Source organism: Azospirillum sp. BE72 (genome assembly GCF_031455875.1).
Classification (GTDB): domain Bacteria; phylum Pseudomonadota; class Alphaproteobacteria; order Azospirillales; family Azospirillaceae; genus Azospirillum.
In genome coordinates this window covers 32,304-54,963 of sequence record NZ_JAVDTO010000013.1, presented here as the reverse complement: position 1 = coordinate 54,963, position 22,660 = coordinate 32,304, and the positions used below count along the sequence as shown (strand labels likewise).

Annotated in this window: 23 protein-coding genes and 2 pseudogenes; 12 read left to right on the top strand and 13 right to left on the bottom strand. The window is 63.2% G+C overall.

Annotation, left to right across the window (positions count from 1 at the left end):
* Positions 1-284: 284 nt before the first annotated feature.
* The 4 genes from J2Y49_RS24185 to J2Y49_RS24170 all read left to right on the top strand — a co-directional run bounded on the left by J2Y49_RS24185 (position 285) and on the right by J2Y49_RS24170 (position 4,676).
* Positions 285-1,967, top strand: a complete 1,683-nt coding sequence (locus J2Y49_RS24185) for a Mu transposase C-terminal domain-containing protein (RefSeq protein WP_310117529.1) — start codon at positions 285-287, stop codon at positions 1,965-1,967.
* The gene (locus tag J2Y49_RS24180) at positions 1,960-2,835 is read left to right on the top strand and encodes a TniB family NTP-binding protein (RefSeq protein ID WP_310117528.1); all 876 of its coding nucleotides are present in this window, start codon (positions 1,960-1,962) and stop codon (positions 2,833-2,835) included. Before J2Y49_RS24185 ends, J2Y49_RS24180 begins: the two co-directional genes overlap by 8 nt.
* Positions 2,836-2,840: 5 nt before the next feature.
* A complete protein-coding gene (locus tag J2Y49_RS24175) occupies positions 2,841-4,313 on the top strand; it encodes a TniQ family protein (RefSeq protein ID WP_310117527.1) in 1,473 nt (490 codons plus the stop codon).
* A gap of 189 nt (positions 4,314-4,502) precedes the next feature.
* A complete protein-coding gene (locus J2Y49_RS24170; protein ID WP_310117526.1) occupies positions 4,503-4,676 on the top strand; it encodes a hypothetical protein in 174 nt (57 codons plus the stop codon).
* A 282-nt stretch (positions 4,677-4,958) separates the two neighbouring features.
* On the opposite strand, the gene J2Y49_RS24165 is transcribed toward J2Y49_RS24170, so the two are convergent.
* Genes J2Y49_RS24165 through J2Y49_RS24155 form a run of 3 tightly spaced genes read right to left on the bottom strand, consistent with a single transcriptional unit; the run spans position 4,959 to position 6,810 of the window.
* Entirely contained in the window at positions 4,959-5,666 is a 708-nt protein-coding gene (locus J2Y49_RS24165; protein WP_310117525.1) for a carboxymuconolactone decarboxylase family protein, read from the bottom strand.
* 34 nt (positions 5,667-5,700) lie between these two features.
* Positions 5,701-6,471, bottom strand: a complete 771-nt coding sequence (locus J2Y49_RS24160; protein WP_310117524.1) for an SDR family NAD(P)-dependent oxidoreductase — start codon at positions 6,469-6,471, stop codon at positions 5,701-5,703.
* Positions 6,472-6,492: 21 nt separating this feature from the next.
* Positions 6,493-6,810 carry an antibiotic biosynthesis monooxygenase gene (locus J2Y49_RS24155; protein WP_310117523.1) on the bottom strand — a complete coding sequence of 106 codons (318 nt, stop codon included), beginning with the start codon at positions 6,808-6,810 and terminating at the stop codon, positions 6,493-6,495.
* 101 nt (positions 6,811-6,911) lie between these two features.
* Between J2Y49_RS24155 and J2Y49_RS24150 the strand changes: the two genes are divergently transcribed.
* A complete protein-coding gene (locus J2Y49_RS24150; RefSeq protein ID WP_310117522.1) occupies positions 6,912-7,064 on the top strand; it encodes a hypothetical protein in 153 nt (50 codons plus the stop codon).
* 315 nt (positions 7,065-7,379) lie between these two features.
* On the opposite strand, the gene J2Y49_RS24145 is transcribed toward J2Y49_RS24150, so the two are convergent.
* Positions 7,380-8,153: an SDR family oxidoreductase gene (locus J2Y49_RS24145; protein WP_310117521.1), complete on the bottom strand. Its 774-nt coding sequence runs from the start codon at positions 8,151-8,153 to the stop codon at positions 7,380-7,382.
* Between the two features lie 64 nt (positions 8,154-8,217).
* On the bottom strand, positions 8,218-9,198 hold the full coding sequence (locus J2Y49_RS24140; RefSeq protein ID WP_310117720.1) for an aldo/keto reductase: 981 nt from the start codon (positions 9,196-9,198) through the stop codon (positions 8,218-8,220).
* A gap of 118 nt (positions 9,199-9,316) precedes the next feature.
* On the opposite strand from J2Y49_RS24140, the gene J2Y49_RS24135 reads away from it, so the two are divergent.
* A complete protein-coding gene (locus tag J2Y49_RS24135) occupies positions 9,317-10,258 on the top strand; it encodes a LysR family transcriptional regulator (protein WP_310117520.1) in 942 nt (313 codons plus the stop codon).
* Positions 10,259-10,620: 362 nt separating this feature from the next.
* On the opposite strand, the gene J2Y49_RS24130 is transcribed toward J2Y49_RS24135, so the two are convergent.
* Both J2Y49_RS24130 and J2Y49_RS24125 read right to left on the bottom strand, forming a co-directional pair.
* The gene (locus tag J2Y49_RS24130; protein ID WP_310117718.1) at positions 10,621-11,328 is read right to left on the bottom strand and encodes a LysR substrate-binding domain-containing protein; all 708 of its coding nucleotides are present in this window, start codon (positions 11,326-11,328) and stop codon (positions 10,621-10,623) included.
* A gap of 12 nt (positions 11,329-11,340) precedes the next feature.
* Positions 11,341-11,493 (bottom strand): annotated as a pseudogene (locus J2Y49_RS24125) (LysR family transcriptional regulator); the annotation flags it as partial.
* A 297-nt stretch (positions 11,494-11,790) separates the two neighbouring features.
* On the opposite strand from J2Y49_RS24125, the gene J2Y49_RS24120 reads away from it, so the two are divergent.
* Genes J2Y49_RS24120 through J2Y49_RS24110 form a run of 3 tightly spaced genes read left to right on the top strand, consistent with a single transcriptional unit; the run spans position 11,791 to position 13,730 of the window.
* A complete protein-coding gene (locus J2Y49_RS24120; protein ID WP_310117519.1) occupies positions 11,791-12,483 on the top strand; it encodes an alpha/beta hydrolase in 693 nt (230 codons plus the stop codon).
* Positions 12,484-12,537: 54 nt separating this feature from the next.
* Positions 12,538-13,002 carry a cupin domain-containing protein gene (locus J2Y49_RS24115; RefSeq protein WP_310117518.1) on the top strand — a complete coding sequence of 155 codons (465 nt, stop codon included), beginning with the start codon at positions 12,538-12,540 and terminating at the stop codon, positions 13,000-13,002.
* A 35-nt stretch (positions 13,003-13,037) separates the two neighbouring features.
* Positions 13,038-13,730, top strand: coding sequence for an isochorismatase family protein (locus J2Y49_RS24110; protein ID WP_310117517.1), 693 nt, complete (start codon positions 13,038-13,040; stop codon positions 13,728-13,730).
* 382 nt (positions 13,731-14,112) lie between these two features.
* Here the strand turns inward: J2Y49_RS24110 and J2Y49_RS24105 are convergent, their stop codons facing one another.
* Entirely contained in the window at positions 14,113-15,048 is a 936-nt protein-coding gene (locus J2Y49_RS24105; RefSeq protein WP_310117516.1) for a recombinase family protein, read from the bottom strand.
* 584 nt (positions 15,049-15,632) lie between these two features.
* On the opposite strand from J2Y49_RS24105, the gene J2Y49_RS24100 reads away from it, so the two are divergent.
* Positions 15,633-16,748: a hypothetical protein gene (locus J2Y49_RS24100; protein ID WP_310117515.1), complete on the top strand. Its 1,116-nt coding sequence runs from the start codon at positions 15,633-15,635 to the stop codon at positions 16,746-16,748.
* Positions 16,749-16,798: 50 nt separating this feature from the next.
* Here the strand turns inward: J2Y49_RS24100 and J2Y49_RS24095 are convergent, their stop codons facing one another.
* The 3 genes from J2Y49_RS24095 to J2Y49_RS24085 form a co-directional block, all read right to left on the bottom strand.
* Positions 16,799-18,262, bottom strand: a complete 1,464-nt coding sequence (locus J2Y49_RS24095) for a tetratricopeptide repeat-containing glycosyltransferase family protein (protein ID WP_310117514.1) — start codon at positions 18,260-18,262, stop codon at positions 16,799-16,801.
* Between the two features lie 122 nt (positions 18,263-18,384).
* A complete protein-coding gene (locus J2Y49_RS24090) occupies positions 18,385-18,798 on the bottom strand; it encodes a hypothetical protein (protein ID WP_310117513.1) in 414 nt (137 codons plus the stop codon).
* A gap of 569 nt (positions 18,799-19,367) precedes the next feature.
* On the bottom strand, positions 19,368-19,574 hold the full coding sequence (locus J2Y49_RS24085; RefSeq protein WP_310117512.1) for a hypothetical protein: 207 nt from the start codon (positions 19,572-19,574) through the stop codon (positions 19,368-19,370).
* A 95-nt stretch (positions 19,575-19,669) separates the two neighbouring features.
* Between J2Y49_RS24085 and J2Y49_RS24080 the strand changes: the two are divergent.
* Positions 19,670-19,783, top strand: a pseudogene (locus J2Y49_RS24080) (IS630 family transposase); the annotation flags it as partial.
* An 84-nt stretch (positions 19,784-19,867) separates the two neighbouring features.
* Here J2Y49_RS24080 and J2Y49_RS24075 read toward each other — a convergent pair.
* Positions 19,868-20,647 (bottom strand): NAD(P)H-dependent oxidoreductase, encoded by a 780-nt coding sequence (locus J2Y49_RS24075; protein ID WP_310117511.1) that lies wholly within the window; start codon positions 20,645-20,647, stop codon positions 19,868-19,870.
* A gap of 96 nt (positions 20,648-20,743) precedes the next feature.
* Between J2Y49_RS24075 and J2Y49_RS24070 the strand changes: the two genes are divergently transcribed.
* Positions 20,744-21,709 (top strand): LysR family transcriptional regulator, encoded by a 966-nt coding sequence (locus J2Y49_RS24070; RefSeq protein ID WP_310117510.1) that lies wholly within the window; start codon positions 20,744-20,746, stop codon positions 21,707-21,709.
* A gap of 143 nt (positions 21,710-21,852) precedes the next feature.
* Here J2Y49_RS24070 and J2Y49_RS24065 read toward each other — a convergent pair whose 3' ends face one another.
* Positions 21,853-22,530 carry a ParA family protein gene (locus tag J2Y49_RS24065; RefSeq protein ID WP_310117509.1) on the bottom strand — a complete coding sequence of 226 codons (678 nt, stop codon included), beginning with the start codon at positions 22,528-22,530 and terminating at the stop codon, positions 21,853-21,855.
* Between the last annotated feature and the right edge of the window lie 130 nt (positions 22,531-22,660).

The window sequence follows — 22,660 nt, the reverse complement described above, 5'->3', positions numbered from 1 at the left end:
GGTGTCCAGAAGGTTTCGGGCAGCGAGCCGCCCGCCGGACCCCTTTGTACAGAATATCAGTACGTCTCATCCACCCGGATGAATATGGATGCAGAAGCCACAGCCGTACCTCCCGCCCTCTCACCACGCTCCGGCTCTTCGGATCACCTCACCGGTGTCGCCGTAAAGTAGTTCATGCAAATTGTCACTCAGCAAATGTAAGGGATTCTTCGTCTCATCGTCATCCAAATGATGCAAAAAGTAGAGAGGATGCTGCAAAAAGCAGAAAGTGGATCGGGTGAAAAGTGCCGCGCCATCTGCACACCTCCCAGGCGCTGACGACCGTCTCCGAAGAGGACTGGGCCCTTGCCCGTGAGCGCGAACCCATCGTTCGTGACTTGATGCAGAACCCTCCCCCCTATGGCGCGCGGGCGGAAGCGATGGCGGCGGCGGCCGGCGAACTCAATGTCACTCCCAACTATCTCTACCGTTTGCTCAAGGCCTACGAAGCCGATCCCCGAACACGCTCTCTGCTGCTGAAGACACCAGGACCTGCCGGTGGCGCCCAGCGCCTAGATCACCGGGTCGAGGCGATCATTGAGGAGGAGATCAGAGGCAACTACCTGACCCTCCTTCGCCCCAAGAAATCGTTGCTGATGAAGGGAATTCAGGCCCGATGCGCGTTGGAGGGCCTGACCAAGCCGGCTCGCCAGACCGTGGACGCCCGGCTGGCGGCGATCAGCAAGCGGGAACAGACCAAGCGCCGCCACGGCAGTAAGAAGGCGCGTGACGAGTTCAACCCAATCCGGGGATCGCTCGAGGTTGAACGCGCGCTGGAGGTCGTCCAGATCGACCACACCCCGGCCGACCTCCAGGCCGTCGAACCCGACAGCCTGGAGGTGATCGGGCGACCCTTCATCACCTTGGCCGTCGATATCCGGACCCGCATGTACTGCGGCTTCTACCTGACCTTCGATCCGCCCTCGGCGACCAGCGTCGCCGCCTGCGTTGCCCATGCGGTGATGGACAAGAGCGAGTGGCTGGGGGCCCGGGGATTGCCGGCTCGCTGGCCGGTCATGGGCCTGTGCGACGCCGTCCATACCGACAATGGCAAGGAGTTCCACTCCAAAGCCTTCACCCGGGCCTGCGAGGATTACGGCATCGAGCTGCGCTACCGCCCGCCTGGCACACCGCACATGGGCGGCCATGTCGAGCGCCGCATTGGGCATCTGAGCCAGGAACTTCATCTGTTGCCCGGCACCACCTTCTCCAACATCAAGGAGCGTGGCGTCTACGACGCTGCCGGCAACGCCTGCCTCACCATCGCTGAGATCGAGTGGCTGGTGGCCAGCATTATCCTGGAGCACCACGCCTCCTTCCACGAAGGCATCGGCACGTCGCCCAACGCCAAGTGGGCGGCCGACACCGAGGGCAAGGTCTTCCGGATGCCGGCCGACCTGCGGACCTTCCACCGCGATTTCCTGCCGTTTGAGGAGCGGGCGGTGCAGCGCGACGGCGTCCACCTGTTCAACATCTCCTACTGGCACGACGCGCTGACGCCCTTCCTCCACGACAAACGCAAGGTCACGGCCCATTACAACCCCGCTGACCTCTCCAAGGTCTTCATCCGCGGTGTGTCGGGCGAGTACCTGGAGGTTCCTTACCGCAACCTGCGACGTCCGGCCATTTCCCTGTGGGAGCACAAAGCCGCAAGACGGGCACTGCGCCGCCAGGGGCGCGCCGGCGTCGACGAGGCGATGATCTTCGACATGGTGCTGGCCCGGCGCAAGCTGGTGGAGGAGGCCAGCAACCGCAGCCGACGGGCCCGTATGGAACGGGCCAGGGGCGCAGGGCCACGGTCGGTCCCTGCCCTGCCGGCAGTTTCGACCCCACCGGCCATCGACGCGGCGTATCGGGTCGTGCCCGACGGCGCGGATGACGCCCCTCTCGACCTGCCTTATTACGACACGGAGAGCTGGGATGACTGACGACGCCTACCGGCATCTCGGACCGTCGGCGCTGGAGGTGATTGCCCTGTCCCCGGAGGAGCGCATCGTGCGTATGCAGGGCCGCCGCTTCACCGAATACCCGCGCTGCCGGTTCGTCCTCGACCTCATGCTCGAACAGCTCGAGCAACCGGCCGGCACGATCAAGCCCAACCTGCTGATCTGGGGCGAATCCGGCCAGGGTAAATCCACGATCATGGCCAAGCACCTGCGCGACCACCCGGCGGTGTTCGATAAGAAGACCGGGGTGCGACGCACCGCAACGGTCGGCCTTGAAATGCCGCCGATGTGCGATGTCAAATGGTTCTACACCCAGTTGCTCCGGGCCATCGATGCTCCAGTCAGCGAGTCCCGTGCCAACATCCCGCTTCTGGCAGACCGCGTCGTTACCCTCTATCGCCTGACTGGAGTCCGCCAGATCCTGATCGATGAGGCGCACAACATGCTGATGGGCACGTTGCGCCAGCAGCGGATCATGCTGACAGTGATCCGCCATCTGAGCAACGTGCTGGGCATCCCGCTTGTCCTCTTCGGCACCCAGGATGCCCGCGAGGCGCTGATGCACGACCATCAGCTCACCCGCCGGTTCCGCTTCGTCGAGCTGCCGGTGTGGGAGGCGGGGGAGGAGTTCCAGACGATGGTCGGCAGCGTCCTGCGCACCCTGCCGCTCCGCCGGCCCTCGACCCTCACCACGCGCTCGATCCGCGCGCTGCTGTCCCACTGCGGGGGAACCACCGCCAAGCTCTTCGAGACGCTCATCGACCTCGGCATCGACGCAATTCAGGTCGGCGAAGAGCGGATCACCGCCGACATGGTCAACGACTTCATCGGCCGACCAGGAATGGGGTGACCGGCATGCGGCTGTTTGCGTCCATCCCGGATTTGCCCGTCGTTCCACCGCCAGCTCCAGGCGAGGCGCTGGGCGGCTGGGTGGAGGCGATCGCCGACCTCTACGGCCTGAGCCGAGCCGATTATCTGGAGCGGCTCGGTGTACCACGCCGCTGGGTGACCGAGGCGATCAACCGGGACCTTGTGTTTCGGCCGCTGCCCAGCGTGATGACTCGGCTGCAGGTCGACACGGGGATTGCCGAGGAGGTACTGCGGGGAATGACTTTCACAGGGCTCGACCGCCCGCTGGAGGAGGTCTGCCGAAACTACTACGTTCCCTGCCCGGAGTGTGCCTATGAGGCGGAGCGCCACGCAGACCGGCCGGTCGAGCTGTTGTTCGCGCGGGCCGCTTGGCGCGTGGTGTGTCCCCTTCATCTCTCGGCCTTGGATCAACGGGATGTGGTGGCCGGGCTCCCGCTGCCGGCCTTCTACGACCAGGTGCGGCACGTCATCGGGTTCCTCGATCGGGCGGCCTTCGACCGAACCCTGTTCCAGGAAGTGGTTGGGACCCGCCTAGCGCCTGCCTACTCCGTCGACGTCTTCGTGTGGTTCGTCTACCTGCTCAACAGCTTCCTCAGGGTCGAGGTCTCCGACATCGACACGATGCGCGAGTGCTGCGAGTTCCGCATCCTGGACGCCTACAACGCGGACGCCGACCTCCAGCCGGTGCCGCTACCCGCGGAAGAGCGCAACGGGTTGGCCGTGTCGCTGGTCCTGGCTTGGCAGCTTCTCGCAACGCCCTTCACCACCCTGTTTGCCGGCCTGCGCACGACCAACCAGGCCGGCCGCAAGACCAAGCGCGATGAGGGGCAGTTCATGGCCGTGATCCGGATGCTCCTGGAGTTCTGGCCGGGCGAGATTCTGGCGATACCGATGACGGGCCGTGCTCTGTCGATTGGGTGGCCGCCGAAGGATACGGTCGCCACGCGCACCGCCCAGACCCTCGCCAAGCCGTGGAGCAACCATGCCAGTTACGCGGAGCGCTTGGCTGAAGCCCATTGGAATCACACAGCCTGGGTCAGGGCGCTGCTGGCCGACCGATCCCTGGTCACGGGGACTCACCACGTTTCCCGCTTCCCTTGGGTTGGACCCTTCCATTACCGGCCGGTTGCATCCAACACTTGGACCGCGTCTCGGATCGACGCCGCGCGTCAAGCGGCCTGGAACAAGCGCAACCTTGGTCTCGATAAGCGGCCGGGTTTGCCGCGGTTTCCGGAGACGGCGATCCGGCGCGCCCGACAGCCCTCCACGTCGCGTCCGAACTGGACAGCCCCTTGCCTGACGATCAGCCCGCACATTGTGGATGCCGTCCGGCAGGTTCTGGAGGCTCATGGGCCGTTGCCGAAGAAGCTCCGCGCCCGCGAGCGCCGTGCGCTCATGCGCAAGCTTTCAGCGGCTGTCACCAAACTTCTAGCTTCCCAGGCCGAGGGGGGCCGTTAGCATGAGCCACGCGACCACGGAATGGCAATTCCAGCACAGAGACGATCCACCCAGCGTTTCCCTCAAGGTCGGCTCTCAGAGCCGGTTCTCATGATCAAGACGGCCTTCAACAGGCTGAAGGCTGTGTTCCAGACCGGTCATCGGGGGCCCAATAGCAGAGGAACAGATTACCTAGTCTGATGTCGCCAAATGGGTCTTGGATCACCGGCACTGTGCTGCCGGTCGGTGGCGGCGTCATGGCCGACCGTCAGGCCTGAGCCCATCTCTTCCTCCGACAGGAACATCGCCATGGTCTATCTGCAGATCACCCTGAAGATCGCCGAAGCGAACCGGGCTGCCGCCGCCAAGGTCTATCGAACCTAAAAGGTTCCTTATCGCGACACTCTGATCCCCTTGGATCAGAGTGTCCGCTTTCCCACGATTTGGCGGACAAGGTCACGACCTTCCGCTGTTGATCCGAAGCAGACCTTTGAATAGGACCGCTTTGTGTCACAAGCAGCCACTTCTCAAGCGGATCGACTGCCTAAACGCGCGATACTGCAAATCAAATTCGCGAAGACAGGCGTGCGGGCCAGCATCCAATTTCTATTGCCGGATGTAGGTTCGGCTCCGGGTTTTGGTTTTATACCCCCCCGGTAAAGCGTGTCAGGTTTCACGCTTGGCGAAAACGTCCTTGGCAACGTTGGCCGCGTTCATGGCGTTGGGCCAGCCGGCGTAAAATGCGAGATGGGTGATCACTTCGGCGACCTGGCCTTGGGTCATGCCGTTGTCCATCGCCTTGTTGATATGGAAGACAATTTGAGCCGGCAGGTTGGCGGTGATCAGCGCGGTCATCGTCACCAGGCTGCGGTCGCGTGGGCTGAGCGCAGGGCGCAGCCACAGGTCACGGAAGAGGACTTGCGTGGTGAGGTCCGCCAGTCGCGAGAATGCCGGGCCCACCAGACCCTCCACCGCAGCGATGCGGTTGGCTTCAGCGGGTTCGTCCAGCGGCATCAGATCTTCATTCGCGTCGGCGAGCTGATCGGGGTCAATTCCGCGATCTGCGAAGATCTGCGCCGCCACGTCGACGGCGTTGGTGCCGTTGCCCCAGCCCGAGTAGAAGGAAAGATGGGCAATCGTCTCGGAAACCTCGGCGGCGGTCACGCCATTATCGAGAGCCAGTCCAATCTGGTAGGCCAACTCGATCGGTTGGCCGCGCTGGATCATCGCTGCGACCGTAACCAGACTGCGGTCGCGGGCGGTCAGGATGTCGTTCTTCCACAAGTTCTCGACGATGGTGTCGGACCTATAGCGGGCAAGTGCCGGCGAGACGGACTTGATCTGCTCCAGCGCGTCGGCTGCGGATTGTGTCATGCTCGGTCTTCCTTGCTTGGGAACGAGGTGGGGGTCAGGGCAATGGGGTGCCTGAAAGGGTGTGAAGGTATGCGAGAAGCCGATCCTGTATCGCGGCGTCATGCGCGGCGGGCGCGGCTTTACGGCGCTGACGATGATGGAAATACTCACCGCTGACCCGTGCCTTTGGATCCTGGCTTACCGCAAGCCAAGCCTGAGTGTCAGCGCCTTGGTTGAGATCATCCGGCGCACCGGCTCCGCCCATCTTGGTCGGCACCCATCCAGGATCGACAGCGTTAACCATGACCTGCGTCCAGCGCGCGGCTAGCGCCATCGTCAGGACGGTGTCGTAAAGCTTGGTGTCGCAATAGGCTTGGGAAGCGTTCCAGCGGCGGGCTTCCCAATGCGCGTCCACAAGGTCGGGATTGCCGCCAGTGTGCATGCCTGAACTGAGGTAGATCAGCCGATCCGGCACCCTCATCCGGGCAGTCAGAACATAGGGTGCAAGCACATTCACCGCAAAAATGCGGGATAGGTTATCCGATGTGCGATAGCACTCTCGGTCGTTGTAGCCTGTGCCGACGTTGTGAATCACCGCATCGAACCGACCTCGCGCATTGGCCTGCGAGGCCACGAGTTCCATTGCCGCGATCGTAGAGAGATCTCCGATGAGCACGTCCTTGCACTCCGGCAGCGAACGGCGCGTGGCGACGGCACGTTCGTCATTACGGGCATGAAGAACAACTTCGTGGCCCTGGGCGGCCAGTTGCTTGCCAGCTAGCAGGCCAAGCCCGTCCGACGATCCGGTAATGAAGACCTTCGCCATATCGCGTCACTCCCTCTCTGGTCAGGCCGGGTCGGTCATCCTACGGCTGTGCAAGTGCTCCAGCGGGGAAGCGAGCAGCGGCGTGAGCTGTTCGACCACCCGAGTGACATTGGGATGGACCGCATGCGCGGCCAACGCCGCTTCCGAGGCCCAACCGTCGAGAAGCACGAAGGTGTCGGGAAGGTCACGCTCGTGATAGAGGTCGTAATAGAGGCAACCGGCCTCGCCGCGCGCAGGATCGACGAGTTCTAGGAGCAGTTCGCCCACTCGGTCGCGATGTTGAGGCTGCGCGCGCACGGTGCACACGATGTGGATTTCGTCCTGCTTTCTGGTGGTCATGATAGCTCCTTCGTGATGAATGGTGCGGAGGGACGCGACGAACCGCAGACGATGCGCGATGCAGCTTTCAGTCGGCGATCGCCCAGCCAGGATCTTTTGGGTTGCGCAAGTCCGGGGTAGAACCACCGCGCACGCCGGTGTCGAGCGCGTCGATCACCAAGGACCTCGTCGATGCTGAAAGTGAAGTTGAACACACCGAGCTTCTCGGCGATCCGGTGCGGCTTGACCGACTTGGGATGGCGAAGAAAGCGTAGCCGGGGTGTCAGCGAATGACGACCTGATCCGGCGTCTTGCCATACTTGGCGGTAAGATCAGTGACGACCTTGTCCGCCAGCGGGTTTGTCGCTGCGATGTTGTAGGTCTTTGAGCCACCGATCGGTGATAATGACTGCGTCAGGATGCCGAGCGCGTCGTTCGCCGTCCGCCATTCCGGCTATGTCGTGTCCTCAGACGAGGACTGGCATACTCCGAGGCCGAGTGCGGGCATCTCAACGCCGTTCTTCAGCGTCACGATGAACCATTGCTTCGGCATGAAAACGACCTTTCGCTTTTGCGGAAGGTAAGAAGGCTCAAGCCTTGCCTGCGTAGACGCGGGTCATGCCACCATCGACGACGAGGTCGATGCCGCGCACGTACTTGCTCGCATCGGAAGCCAGAAAGACCAGGGCATCTCCCATCTCGCGCGATGTGCCGACGCGGCCGGCGGGAATCTCCTTGGACACGCGCTCGACGTAGGCATCAATGTCCGCTTGGCTCATACCCTGCTCGTCGCTATAGCCTTCGGTCGGTACGACGCCCGGACTTATCGTGTTGACGCGGATGTCGCGGTCCTTAAGGTCGGTGGTCCAGCTACGCGCCAGAGAGCGTACCGCGGCCTTGGTGGCGGCATAGACGCCGAAGCCAGGAAGGCCCATGTCGGCGGTGATCGAAGCATTGAGGATCACTGACGCGCCATCGCTCAGCACACCGAGCATCGACTGGACGGTCAGGATAACGCCTTTGAAGTTGACGCCGATCTCCTTGTCGATCTGCGCTTCGGTCAATTCGGGAAACGGCGTCGCGTGGCCCAGTCCGGCGTTGGCGAAGAGAATGTCGAGTTTGCCGTGCCGCTGCCTGATCTGTTCGGCGACGGCGGCCATGTCGGCCTTGCTCGAGGCATCCGCCTCGATTCCGGCAGCCGAACTGCCCAGCTTGGCGACGGCTGCGTCGAGCGCTTTCTTGCCGCGGCCGGTGATGTAGACAAAGGCGCCTTCCTCAATTAGGCGCTGGGCGGAGCCAAAGCCGATGCCCTTGCTCCCGCCGGTGACGAGTGCGATCCGCCCCTCCAGTATCGGAGTGTTCATGATGTTGTGTGCTCATCAGACTGAAGTGGAAGGGCGGCGCGTAGGGCACCGCCCAGGACTGTGCTTAACGATCGATCGAGGCCTGCATGGCGGGCGTGTAACGCTCGCCCATCACCGGAACCTGCGCCAGCAGATCGGCCAGCGAGCCGAGGTCTTCGGTGGTCAGCTCCACGTCCGCGCCGCCGGCATTCTCTTCCATGCGATGTTTTTTGGTGGTGCCGGGGATCGGCACGATCCAGGGCTTCTGTGCCAGCAGCCAGCCCAGTGCGATCTGTGCGGGCGTCGCACCCTTGGCCTCGGCGATTTCACCGATGCGCTTGACGAGGTTGGCATTGGCTTCGCGCGCGGCTTCCTGGAAGCGCGGCAAGTTGTTGCGCACGTCCCCCTCGGCGAACTGCGTCGCCGCGTCGATCTTGCCGCTCAGGAAGCCTTTACCCAGCGGGCTGAAGGGGACAAGGCCGATGCCCAGCTCCTCGAGGAGGGGGATGATCTCGTCTTCGAGCTCGCGCGTGAACATTGAGTATTCACTCTGCAGAGCCGCTACAGGCTGCACCGCATGCGCTCGACGGATGTTGGCGATGCCGGCTTCGGACAAGCCAAAGTGTCGAACCTTGCCCTCGGCGATGAGGTCCTTCACCGTGCCGGCAACATCCTCCATCGGCACCTTCGGATCGACGCGGTGCTGATAGAACAGGTCGATCACGTCAGTCTTAAGGCGCTTGAGCGACTGCTCAGCAACAAGACGGATGCGGGCCGGGGTGCTGTCCAGACCGGCAGCGGCATTGCCGTCCTTGAAGCCGAACTTTGTCGCGATCACCACCTTGTCGCGGAACGGCTGCACGGCCTCACCAACCATCTCCTCGTTGGTGGCGCCGTAAGCCTCGGCGCTGTCGAAGAATGTGATTCCGCGCTCAAAAGCGGCGCGGATCAACGCAGTTGCTTCCGAGGTATCCGTTGCTGGGCCGTAGCCGAAGGTCAGGCCCATGCAGCCCAAGCCGATTGCAGAGACCTCCGGCCCGTTGGTTCCAAGAATACGCGTTTTCATCGTGATCGCTTTCCGGCCCGTGACGGGCTCATCCATGCTGCTCTCTGGATGTGTAGATAGACTGCTCAGCCCATCATGATTAGACATGAAAGTATGCAAGGTGCTATGAGCGTTGCTCATGAAACTCAAACCGGTACACGAATCCGCCCGAAAGCACCCGGCACACATGGCTCGTGAAAATCTCAATGATTTGGTCGCATTCGTTGCGATCGCCCGTGAGCGCAGCTTCACGCGAGCAGCCTCGCAGCTTGGCGTCTCACAATCGGCCCTAAGCCACACCATCCGCGCTCTTGAAGAACGCATAGGCATCCGCTTGCTCACCCGCAGCACCCGAAGCGTGGTGCCGACGGACGCTGGCGATCGCCTCCTCGAAGCAGTGGGCAACCACCTTGATGAGATCGAGGCGGGCCTCGCCGCACTCGGGGACCTGCGTGACAAGCCAGCAGGCCATTTCCGCATCACCTCAACGGAGCATGCCGCCGAAACGATCCTCTGGCCTGCCATGGAGAAGATCACGAAGGCCTATCCTGACATCACCCTGGAAATCGTAATCGAGTACGGGTTGTCAGACATCGTGGCAGAGCGCTACGACGCCGGCGTGCGAATTGGCGAAGCGATCGCAAAGGACATGATTGCGGTCCGAATAGGGCCCGATCTGGAGATGGCTGTCGTCGCCACGCCAGCCTATCTAGAAGCCCATGGTATACCCAAAACTCCACAGGAACTCGTCAGCCACAATTGTATAAACCTGCGCTTGGCCTCTGCAGGAGGCCTCTACGCCTGGGAGTTCGAAAAAGACGGGCGTGAAATCAATGTGCGGGTCGATGGCCAGTTCACCTTCAACACGTCCAGCCTGATCCGCAAGGCCGTACGCGCCGGCCACGGCTTGGCGTCGGTTCCAATCGATCAAATTCAGGATGACCTCGCCACTGGCGCATTGGTACGAGTGCTGGCTGAGTGGTGTCCGCCATTCTCTGGTTATCACCTTTATTATCCGAGCCGCCGCCAGAACTCACTTGCTTTTCGTCTCCTGATCAACGCTCTGCGATACAGGGACTAGGGTCCGAAGTCATAACCAGTATGCCACGATGTGGACGGCGGCCATGAACTTGGCGGCGAAGCGGAGGCGCGCGATATGTGTTCGCTGAACATCGCCAGGGATGAACTGAACCGGAATGGTGGCTTGCCTCCTGCCTTCCAGTCCAACTGTCCGCCAAACCGACGTTTGGCAGCTGGTTCGAGAACCGTCCGGAATACCCTTCCTCGAAGGGTTCCCAGGCATTTTGAATGCCGGACGGGCTGACGGACAGTAGGTTCTGCGCTGGTATTCTCCGTCTGTCTCACCTTAGCGTTGTTTGGCGAACACCTATCGCGCTCTCCTCTAGCTGGCATTAGCCAGGTGAACCGTACCGCTGCTCATGGTTACGAAGCTTCCCGATATCTCAGGCGATCAATAAGCAGTTTAAACGCCGCCGAGTTCTGGCGTCGGCTGGGATAGTATAGGTGGAATCCGGGAAAGGGCTCACACCACTCTTCCAGGACGCGGATCAGGGAACCATCAGCCAGATAACGAGCGGCACTGCTTTCCAGGACGAAGGCAATCCCGTGGCCTGAAAGAGCTGCTTCCAAAAGAAGGCTGGCGTCGTTAAACACGAGTTGACCCCGAGGTCTGGCCTTGAAGCGCTCTCCGTCCTTAGCGAATTCCCACGAGTAAACCGCGCCAGTTTCGGACCTGCGGTAACCGATGCTCAAATGGGAGGCAAGGTCGGTCGGTATCACTGGCGCGGGGTGTCTGCGCAGATAGTCGGGAGACGCTACTGCCGCCATTCGCAGATCGGGCCCGATCGGCACCGCGACCATATCCATCGCGAGTTCCTCACCGATTCTAACCCCCGCATCGAAGCGCTCGCTGACGATATCAATCAGCCGGCCCGATACAATGAGTTCAACGTTTATTCCGGGGTACTCGGAGACGATCTCATTGATCGCCGGCCATAGTATGGTTCGAGCAGCCCGCTCCGGAGTGAGGATGCGGATCGTACCGCCAATCGAATCTTTCATCGAAGTGACGTCTGCCAGTCGCTCCGACAGTTCGTCGAGAGCCGGTCGCATCGTCTCGATCAGACGCATTCCTGCTTCGGTCGGGGCTACGCTCCTAGTCGTACGATTGAGAAGTCTCAGTCCCAATCTCGTCTCTAGCCGCCGTATTCCTTGGCTAAGAGCCGATTGGGAGACATCAAGGCGCGTCGCTGCACGGGTGAAGCTTCCCTCCTCGGCGACCACCAGCAGGTTCATGATATCTCCGAGGTCTTCCCGCTTCATTCATTGGGCCTTCATTCATTATATTTTCTTATGAGAGCATATCGTTTTGCGCCACTAAACGACATGATTTTTTTCTGTATCTTCTGCGGTGCGCAGATGTCTGGACAGCACGGGTAGTTGTTCAGAGCAACAACGCGCGCATCTCGTGAGACTTTGGAGCGCCCAATGAAACGCAGAAGCCTCCTAGGCCTAGCCGCATCACTTCCGTTCGCGACAGTATTGTCTTCGGCCGTTAGTACGTCGGCAGCGCCGACGCCCGCTCGAACATTCGTGCTGGTGCACGGAGCATTCCACGGGGGGTGGTGCTGGAACCAGGTCGCCGAAATCATCCGCTCGAAAGGCAACAGGGTCTTCACGCCGACATTCACCGGAGTAGGCGAACGCGCGCATCTTCTGAGCCCGGCGATCGATCTAAACACGCTAATCAGCGATGTCGCTGGCGTGATCGAGGCGGAGGAATTGAACGAGATAGTTCTCGTAGGACACAGTTTCGGCGGCTATGTCATCAGCGGGGTCGCAGACCAGATGGCCGACCGTATTGGATCGATTGTTTACCTCGACGCACCTATGGGTTCAAACGGCGCATCGGTCTTCGACGAGGCACCGTCTGATGTCCGCAAGGCTCGTATGGATGCGGCCGTCACCGTCAACGGCACGCGTGCGATCGCTCCTCCCTCGTCCAAGACCTTCGGACTTTCGGATCCGGCCCAGATTGCATGGGTAGACCGTCGAATGACCCCCATGCCCCTCAAGGTCTACAACACTCCACTCGTATTGCGGCGCCCGCCCGGCGGCGACCTTCCCAAAAGTTTCATCCGTTGCACCACTCCGGCTTTGCCAAACATTGAGGCATCCGCGCGATACGCCAGGACGAATGGCTGGAAATATTCCGAACTGGCGACGGGCCATGACGCGATGGTTTCGATGCCTGAGGAAGTTGCCGAGAAGTTGCTGGCGGCGTGAGCCTGCAGGTCAAGTTGAACCGTTGCGCTGGGCTGCGCGGCTGAAAGGAACGACATGAAGCTTCTTAGCGCATCGACGATTTCTGTCGGGCTCCTTTGCTCCCCCGTATCTGCGGACGAAGCCATCCGCGTGATGAGACCTGGCTCGCAGGCGTCGTCCTATGCACCCTCGGAGAATTTCACCGGGACGGTCAGACGGGACTCGGCTTTCAAAGGTACAGGTTCCTCCCGTATCGTCGGTGGCATCAACACGTTTGAAGCCGGAGCGCGTACCGCTTGGCACACGCATCCCGCGGGGCAGACGCTCATTGTTACCATGGGACACGGTATCGTGCAGCAGGAAGGCAATGCGAAGCAGGATATAAGGCCCGGCGACATCGTCTGGATTCCGGCCAACGTCAGACACTGGCACGGAGCGTCCGCGATCACCGCAATGAGCCACATCGCCATCAACGAGATGGTCGACGGAAGCCCTGTGACGTGGATGGAACACGTCACCAATGATCAGTACTTCGAATAAAAAACCGGCGGTGTACCGCCCCAGGAAAAACTTGAATGAACACCTTACTTGATCGACGTGCCCTTTTTCGGGGTGGCATCGCCAGTGCCTCCCTTATCACGCTCCCCGCTATGGCAAGCGGCGCCGAACAGCGCACGGCCGGTTCTTCTCACGCCGCCATCGCCGGTGCTCTCATCGATTACAATGACGTCCAAGTGCTTTTCGCTGATCTGCAGACGTCTCTGGTCGCTGGAAGCCGGACGACCTCACCGTCAAATATCGGCCGGTCCGCCGGCGCGCTAGCGAAAGTCGCTCGCATCCTGAAGCTGCCATCCATCTTCAGCGTCGTTCCGGAGCGACAGGGCGAGCCCCAGTTGATATCCGAGCTTGAGCCTTTTGCAGTTCCCGCGAATACCTTCGAGCGGACTTTTGTCGGGTCGTTGATGGATGCGCGTACGGCCGATGCCATTGCCGCGAGCGGCCGCAGGACGCTTGTCATCGCAGGTTTTGCAGCGGAGGGCGTCGTGCTGCAAACAGCCTTGGATGCGCTGAACTCTGGCTACAGAGTTCAGCTTGCAGTCGACGCCATCGGAGGGCTGACGCAGCGGAGCGAAGATGCGGCGCTACGTCATGCTGAATTCGTCGGCGCAGTTCCGACCTCAGTCGTAAGCCTGGCAACGCGGATGACACCAGACCTTTTCCATACACCGGGTTCGGAAGTCTTTGCTGCCATCATGCCACTGCTCTGAGCTGGACTCTGACCAATTTTGTGGTGTGTCGGATCAAGCGTGGATCCAGAAGTCCGGCTCATTGGCGACGTAATCGACAGAGCACCTTGACCTTGTCGCCCTTACCGGTGGGTCGGAGCTTGGCGATGGGCGCGTCGGTGCGCTCGCTGAGGAGCCTATAGGAGTCACCCCATAAGACGGACGACATTATAGGCCAAGGAGCGAGCCGTTGAAGATGATTGTCTTTTCTGGCCAGTATCCGAGCGGCGGCGCGTCATAGAACGGGCGTTCGACTTTGCGCATTTCACGACTGCCGTCTCGCTTATGAGCCGGTTCACAAGTCCAGCAATGGTAGGATCCTTATACCGCCGTCCGGGTCTGTGGTGTGCGACCGACTGCCTCGTCAGATGTCTTCAGCCGGGGTGAGCAAGCCCTGCTCTCGGGCTCGGTCGAGGATGACTTTGACGCTCGACGGCGCCCACGTTCGAGCTCCGGTCTTGGTCGGTATGCCCTGACGCTCCAACTGGCGGCCGATACGGGCGAGCGTCGGCTTTTTCCCATCGGCGGCATTGTGGATGGTCGCAACCAGCTCCATCAGCCGCCTGTCCTGCGCCACCGCCTTCTTGGAGTGCCGTGGTGCGGGCTTCAACAGGTCGGGGTCAGCAAGGCCGTCGCCGACCAGACGGCGGACGGCCCGGATCAGCGCGTCGCGCGTCCAGGGCGCCGGGTTGTCGCCTGGGCGCTTCTTCACTGCCGTGTTCAACACGTCGACAACGCGGTCCCACGGGTGTGCCGGCCGCAGCCGCTGGACAACGGGAAGAAATTCACCGGCCCCCCCGGCGACCCGCTCGCTGAGCCGGTCGTCCCGGGCGCGGGCCACCCGGCGCCGGACGAGAGGGTCCTTGGCGATCAGTCCCGGGTTTCCCGGCTGCTTGCCGATCGCCTTTGCGGCCCGCACACCGGCCTTCGTCCGCTCGCGGATCAAGGAGCGTTCGAACTCGGCCACAGCTCCGAGGATCTGCAGGGTGAACTTGCCCTGCGGGCTGCCGGTGTCGATTGGGTCACCCAGCGACTTGAAGGCCGCTCCCTTGCGCTCCAGACCGTCGATCACATCGAGCAGATGAGCGAGCGAACGTGCCAAGCGGTCGATGCGCACCACCACCAGAGTGTCGCCCTTGCGGACCCGGTTCAGCACCGCCTTGAGCTGCGGCCGCTCGCGGTCGGCGCCGGAGGCATTCTCCCGGAAGATCTCGGTGCAGCCGAACTTTTTCAGATCGAGGAACTGCGCCTCGGTCGACTGGTCCTCGGTTGAGACTCGTGCGTAGCCGATGAGGGCCATGGGCGCCTGTTTCCTCTGAACGATGGCTTGCCAACCAGCAGGGCAAGGCACCCCAGCCAGCGGGCTCACCCAGCATACCCTATTTTCAGGTCTACCGTTTGCCTATAACCGGAGGGTTGAAAATCAGCGGAAAAGATTTGACCGCCACGGCTGCCCTACTCCTCTCCGCAGGCAGCGAGACAAGACGCCAAACCAGACGGTCGCCCGGTAAGCGCCGGCCAAGATGGCTGGACGCGCAGCACCTTGCTGGGCACGTCTCGAACGCTTGGGCGAAGCTATTGCTTTTCAATGAGTTGAGGCGAATGCGGAGGGGCTTTGCTCAGCTTTTTGCATGAACCGCTTACATTTTGCATGAACCGGTTTGCAAAACCGAGGCACCGGAGGCCCTCAACCCCTCAGGATCCGGCTTTTTGCATCAACTGCCTGACAACGACAACCGGCAAGGCCCTGCCCACACGCCCGCTGGGGCGCCAGCCCAGGAGCCAAACCAGCACCCATATAGAATTCACCATTGTGAACCTATCTGTAGAATAAATTCATTGTGCTTTACCAAGTCGGCGCCGCTGTGAGGAGTTCGATCGCCCATGCCCACCTCCGCCGACCCCGCCGCCGCACTGGAGCGCACCGCCCTGACGCTCGGCCGCCTCGATGCCGCCCTCGATCATCATCCGCTGCTTCCAGCCTGGCAGCACGCCGTGCGCCTGGAGGCGGCCTGCGCCCATGCCGGCTTCGATGGTGCCCATGTCGAACCGCAGCGCCTCGCCGCCCTGGTCGAGGGCTTGCGCCTGCGCCCGCCCGCCAGCCCGGCCGCCGTCGAGCGCGGCGCCGACCTCGATGCCCTGCACACCGGCCTCACCCTCTATGGTCTGATGACAGCAGCCGCCGACCTGCGCTCCGAGCGCGACCTCGACGCCGGCACCGACGCCCTCGACCATCGGCGGCTTGTCGAGGAGGCTCTGTGGGCCCTCACCCGGCCTTCCTCCGGCGCCCGGCTGCCGGTGCTCGCCCGGGCGATGCGGGGTTGGATCGCCGACGATCGTCCGCGCGGAGCGGTGCGCGCTGCCCTGCCGGTGGCGCTGCAGACCACCGGCATGACCCGTACCCTGCTCCCCATCCTGGCCGGTGCCGACACGCTGCACCCGGACAGCCCGATGGACGAGGAGGGATGGTTGCTGGCCTTTGCCCGCAGCCTGGAACGCGAGGCGGAGGAGGGGGTTGTCACGCTGCGCCGTCTTGAGCAGGCCTGGCGGGCTGCCCGCGCCGCCCTTGGTCCCCGTCGGTCCACCAGCCGCCTGCCGGCCGCCGTCGACCTGCTCGCCGCCGCCCCGCTGTTGGGCCCCGTCCGTCTCGCCGCCCTGCTCGGCTGCTCGTTACGCGGCGCCGGGGTGATGCTGGCGGAGTTGGTCGATTGTGGAGCGGCGGTGGAGGTGACCGGACGCGGCTCCCACCGCCTGTACGGCCTGCTCGGTCACGCCGGCATCCGCGGCGAGACCGCCGGGCCACGCCGCTACGGGCACCGGCGCGGCCGGCCGCCCAGGAGCGTGGTGTCCGAACCGGTGAGTGCGCCCGAGCGGCTGCCTGCCCCCGCGCCGCCTGCCCGCCCGGAGCGCCTGGAGATCGACTACGGCGCACTCGATGCCCTGATTGCCGACACCGACCGCGCCATCGCCCGTGTCCGTCGCCGCCTTACAGACCACTAGGCCGAGCGATGTCGCTCCCCCCTTGTCGTCTGCGCCCGTAGCCCCGCCACTCAGGTCCTGAGCGCCACCACCTGACGCAGGGCCTGTTCGGCGGCGGCGAAGACGCTGTCCCAATCGCCGGGCGTGGTCTGGCGGAACAAGCGCATCGACGGGTACCAGGGGGTGGTGTCGCCCCACTCGCCCCGGCCGTCGCCATAGACCCAGTAGGGCATGAACTGCAGCAGGTTCCACACCGGACGGCCCAGCGAACCGGCCAGATGCGCGACCGAGCTGTCGGTCATGATCACCAGATCGAGCCGTTCCAGCACCGCCGCAGTGTCGGCGAAATCGTTGAAATGGGGCCCCAGCGGCGTGATGAGCGTCGAGGTGCCGAGTGTCTCCAACTCCGCTTCCGGCGGGCCCTTCTGGATGCTGTAGAGCCGCACCTTCGGCACGTCGAGGAAGCGCAGGAAGCGGCTGAGCGTGGTGGCGCGCCGCGCATTGTCCTTGAAGGTGACGCGGCCGGACCAGATGATGCCGACCTTGATCGTGCCGTCAGGACCGGGCACCAGCCGGGCGGCCTTCTCGCGCGCTTCGGCCGGAACGCTCAGGCGGGTGGGCGGCGGCACCGTCTCGACGGTCGTGCCCAGCCGGTGCGGCAGGCTCATCAGCGGGCAATGGACATCGTAGGCCGGATAGGCGGTGCCGGCGCGCACGAAGCCGTCGATGCCCTCCAGCCCGGACAGCAGGCGCTGCAGTTCCGGATGGCATTCCAGCAGGACCCGGCCGCCCCGCGCCTTGACCAGCGGGACATAGCGCGCGGTCAGCAGGACGTCGCCGAAACCCTGTTCGGTGGTCAGCAGGATGGTCTTGCCGTCGAGCGGCCCGCCGTCCCACATCGGGCCGTCCGCAATGCGGTTCTGGTAGCTGGGCAGCGACAGGCGGGAGTCGTAGTCGCGGAAGCCTTCGGCATAGCGGCCGACCTGCAGCAGCGTCAGAGCGCGGTCCCACAGTAGCCCCGGATCGTTGGGCCGTGTGCGCAGGGCAACGTCCAGAACTTCCAGCGCGCGGTCGAACCGGCAGCCGTGCCGCAACGCCACCACCAGGTTGGACAGCAGGCTGGCGTTGCCGCCGGACAGCACCACCGCATGTTCCTGCGCGGCGATGGCCTCGTCATAGCGTTCCACGTCGCCCAGGACGTTGCCCAGATTGGTCCAGGCGCCGACATGGCGCTGGTCGATCTCCAGGGCGCGCCGCTGGCAGGCGATCGCCGCCTCCGGCTTCCCGGCCTGCCGCAGCAGGGCACCGAGCGCGCTCCACACGTTGGGATCTTTCGGCTGCTGCTCCAGCATCCGTTCCAGCATGTCGATGCTAAGGCCGTGGGATCCCGCCTGAGCGGATGGTTGGGGGGCCGCCTTGGGAGCGGCCGCCTGGGCAGGCGCCGGGACGGACGATACCGGACGGGGCAAGGCCTGAAGGGGCGAAGCTGCCGCAAGGGACGGCGCCGGGGCGGCCTGGGTGATGTTTGCCTTCATCTCGTCGTCGCTGGTGGTCGGCAATCGGTCTGGAGCGTGTGCAGGGCATAGACGGCTACTCTTGGAGAGTCAAACCGTCCCTTCGGCCACGCCTGTGTGCATTCTGTGTCGGGCCGGGTGCCTCAGCGCCGCCGCAGGTCCTGCAGATCGATGTCGTCGATCCGGAACCCCGCCTGTCGCAAGGCTTTCAGGACGATCACCTTCTGGGCGGTGCCTTCGCGTGCGGCGGCTTGGCGCAGTTCCTCCACCAGATAGTCCGGCAGCATCGCCTGCCACGGCCGGGTCGGCGCCGGACGGACGATGGTAAGGGCGAGCGCCGGGGCCGGCTGGGGCTGCGGGGCCGGCTGGGGAATGGCGGCCTGGGTTGGGGTGGGCGGCTCCGTCTCGGTCGGCAGGAAGCCCTTGCTCAATCCGTACTGGCGGATCGGATCGATGTCGTCCGTGCCCAGCCCGCTGATCCCGATCCCGCCCAAAGGAGGACGGGCCGGCTTGGCGGCGGGCTTCAAGGGGGGCTTGGCAGGGCTTTCGGTCGACATGGACACTCCGGGAAGGACTGCGCCGGCAGAGGAGCCGGCCGGATAAGCCATGAAGCAATATCATGACTTGGTGTCCTGTCTTCACAGCATGTGGAGGGTGCGAAGCGTGCCACGACGGAAAGCCGGCTGGCGTGGCGTGGGAAACACAGGGGAGGGGCTATAAAACATGACATCATAAAAAGACATGAAATGGGAAAATGAAAACCACGCGTACTCGGAACCGCCTTCTGCGGACTGCAGAGCCGGCATTCGGTGTGACGGTTGGAGTTGGCCCCGCCCTTCTCATGCGGACGCAAGCATGTCCGATGCCGGGTCGCAGGCGCGGCAGACGGGGGTGCCGCAGACGGTTGGATGGGCGATGCCGGATCGGAGCGGGGGCATGCGCATGAAATGCCAACATGAAGACAGGTTATGAAATGCTGGAGGTGTGACCGTCATCAAGGTCGGGGCGGGTGCGCTCCGGATTGCTTCCCCTGGTCGCCCGCTGTCGAGGCATCATCAGGACCGCGGTTCCTGTCCCGAAGGAGATGGTCGTTGAATCGGGACTGCTGCACTGCTTGCGCTTTTGATCATGCGAAGAGTTGATCGTGATCGACGCCATTCCCTGACAAGGGGTGGGAGATGCTGTAAATCATAAAATGATAAATTGGCAGTTCCTTCGGTATCGCCTCCGCGCTTTTGGCTTTGGCGCGCCAAGCGATGAAGGCATCAGCGAAGGGAAACCGTCTTACTTTGATGCTTTCCTTCCCTGCCATATTTTCATGATTATAAATCATGGCATCATATCCTGACCGCAAATCAGCCGTAGCTCCTGCCCGTCCGAGCGACGGGGGGCGGTGCCGGTCGGTAAGGTGGCGCGCGCCTCGTCCCGGACAACCATACCATCCACAAGCTCCCCAAGGTCCGCGCGTGGTTGGGAAAGCACCCGCGCCGGATCCTTCACGCCACACCGACCTCGGCGTCGTGGCTGAACGCGGTGAAGGGGCTCCGCCAAACCGACAGCCAAGCGTTTCGCCTGGACCGCTTGCCGATCCTGTCGGCGGTTGAGCGCTTTTCCCCGATGGCGCTCTCATTTCAGATGCAGGGAAAAGCCGGAAACGCCGGCCTCTTCCAGTCCGGGGTGAAGCTCCAGGCTGGGGATCAGGTAATCGCCGCCATTCTGCCGGCGGAACGGGATCGGCCGGGTGGTTTCGAGGGTCCGCATCCGCTCGCGCAATTGCCCGGCCGCCCGCTCGAAGCCGGCCTCGTCGAGGCGGTCCACCCTGTAGATGACGAAGGGCGGCAGCACATCGTAGCCGGGATAGTGCAGGATGCCGTGATTGATCGGGAACAGAAGATCGTCGATCGGGCCATTGATGCCGCGCGGCGAGTAATGCTGCTCCCAGCCGCCCGTCGTGACGATCAGCATGGCACGCTTGCCGCCGAACGTGCCTTCCCCATAGCGGTCGCCCCAGCGGTGGTCGCTGTGCTCGCCGACACCATAGGCGAAGCCGTACGCATAGACGCGGTCGATCCAGCCTTTGAGGATCGCCGGCATGGTGAACCACCAGAGCGGAAATTGAAGGATCAGTGCGTCGGCCCGCAGCAGCTTCTCCTGCTCGGCCTTCACATCGTCCGTCAGCGCATCGGCCGCGAAAGCATCGGCGGATGCCGCGGCGACCCGGAGGCGCGTGCCGGGATCGAGTGTGGGAAAGTCGGTGCGATCCACCTGGACCTTCCAGCCCATGGCGTAGAGGTCCGACAGCTCGACCGAATGGCCTTGCGCCTTCAATTCCCCGACGGCGACATCGCGCAAGGAGGCGTTGAGGGATCGGGGTTCCGGATGGGCATAGACGATGAGCACGTTCATGGCGGGCACCTGCTTGGTGGAGACGGCTTTCTCCCAAGCTAGGCGCAGGCCTATTGTTCCGGTACAGGCGGGGTGCGGATATGATAGTGCCGGAAAATGGATAAATCGGACATAACGCTCGAACGGATGCGCACCTTTGTCCGCGTTGCGGAACGGGGGAACCTCTCGGCCGTCGCACGGGAGACCAACACCGGACAGTCGAGCGTCACCCGCCATCTGCGCGAGCTTGAGGAGGCCCTGGGCGTGGCGCTGCTCAGCCGCACGACGCGACGCGTCATGCTGACGGAGGAAGGTCGCCGCTACTACGCCAACGCCATCCAGATTTTGCGCCTCGTCGAACAGGCCGGCGACGAAGCGCGCAGCGCCCGCGGCGCATCGGTGGGCACGGTCCGCGTATCCTGTACGGCGGCGCTCGGGGTCCGGCACATCAGCCGGCTGATCTTCGCCTTTCAGGATCGCCATCCCGGGATCACCGTCGATCTCAGCCTGACGGACGAGCGGGTCGATCTGGTGCGCGAAGGCGTGGACATTGCCGTTCGTCTCGGACCGCTTGCCGACAGTTCCATGAGATTGCGGACTCTCGGCACGAGCAGGCGCATCCTCGTCGGCTCGCCTGAGTATCTGGCGCGGCGTGGCCGGCCGGCGACGCCCGGGGACCTGGCCGGCCTCGATGGCGTCCGGATGTCGAACATCGCCGGAAGCGAGGCGCTCACGCTGGAAGGGCCGAACGGCGAAACCCACCTCGTCCCCTTCGATGGAAGACTTCGGGTGGATCACGGGCTTGCGGCGCGGGAGGCCTATCTTGCCGGCCGCGGCATCGGCCCGGCGCATCTTTGGCTGGTCGACGACCTGCTTTCCGAAGGGCGGCTCGAACCGGTCCTGCCGGACTATGCTCCGCCGCCCGTGTCTCTCAACATGCTCATCGTGCCGGAACGGGCGGACATTGCCCGGGTCAGGCTGCTGGTGGAGTTCCTGGCCGGGGAAGTGCTGAGTATCCCCGGCATCGATCGTGGCCCGGTGGAGGCGTGGCGTTCTGCCGCTGGGGGTGATCCGCCAACGTAAGCGGGCCTCCGGCGCCCCCTTGGCGCCGGCCGGTAGCCCAGAGTAAATCATTTCATGAAAATATAAAGTGATATCGAGACCTGATTTCAGCCACTTCTATGGTCCAGCTTTCCTGAAGTCCGGCGGGGAGCGTCCCTCCCGCCTCACCCCCGCGGGATCAGCGGGTTGGCCGGGGAGGACTCCAGAAAGGCGACGAACTCGTCGGTCAGGGTGCGGACGTTCAGGTCGGCGTTGCTGTCGGGGTTGACCTCGCCCGGTCCGTGGCCGGTGTAGGTCATTTCCTTCAGGAGAGAGCGCTCGATCAGTTCGGTGCGGAAGGCCGGGACGCCATGTTCGCCCAGCAGGCCGCGGGCGTGGCGGTCGACGCGGGATTCGATGGCGGCCTGGGTGCGGACGATCACCACGCTGGAGGCCGGTGTGTGCTTCAGCACGCCGACGGAATCCGCCACCACCTTGAAGGTGCGCACCGTCTCCTTCACGTCCATGAAGGATTGTTGGGTCGGGATCAGCACCCCGTCGCTGACCGAGAAGGCGTAGAGCATGGTCAGGTTGCCGAAGCCGGCAAGGTCGATCAGCGTGTAGTCGAAGCTCGGCGCATTCTCCTGCACCGTCTGGCGGACGTTCGATTCCGTGATCTCGTCCAGCACCCGCACGCCGGCATCGTTGCGCCGCCGCGCCCATTCGGCCAGATGCCGGTTGGGGTCGCAGTCGAGCAGCAGCACGCTCGCCTCGCGCCGACGCAGTTCGGAGGTGAGCGCCATGACCAGACTGGTCTTGCCGACGCCGCCCTTGGTGGAGGCGAAACTGATGATCCGAGCCATGCGGTGGTTCCCGGTAGCAGGGGATGGAAAACGGGCTGACCCGAGCGGGAGCTTCGCGGATTTACACGCAAGATCAGGAAAGATGGAAGTGGTTTCACGTCATGAAGAAGAAGCATGAAATCATGATTCA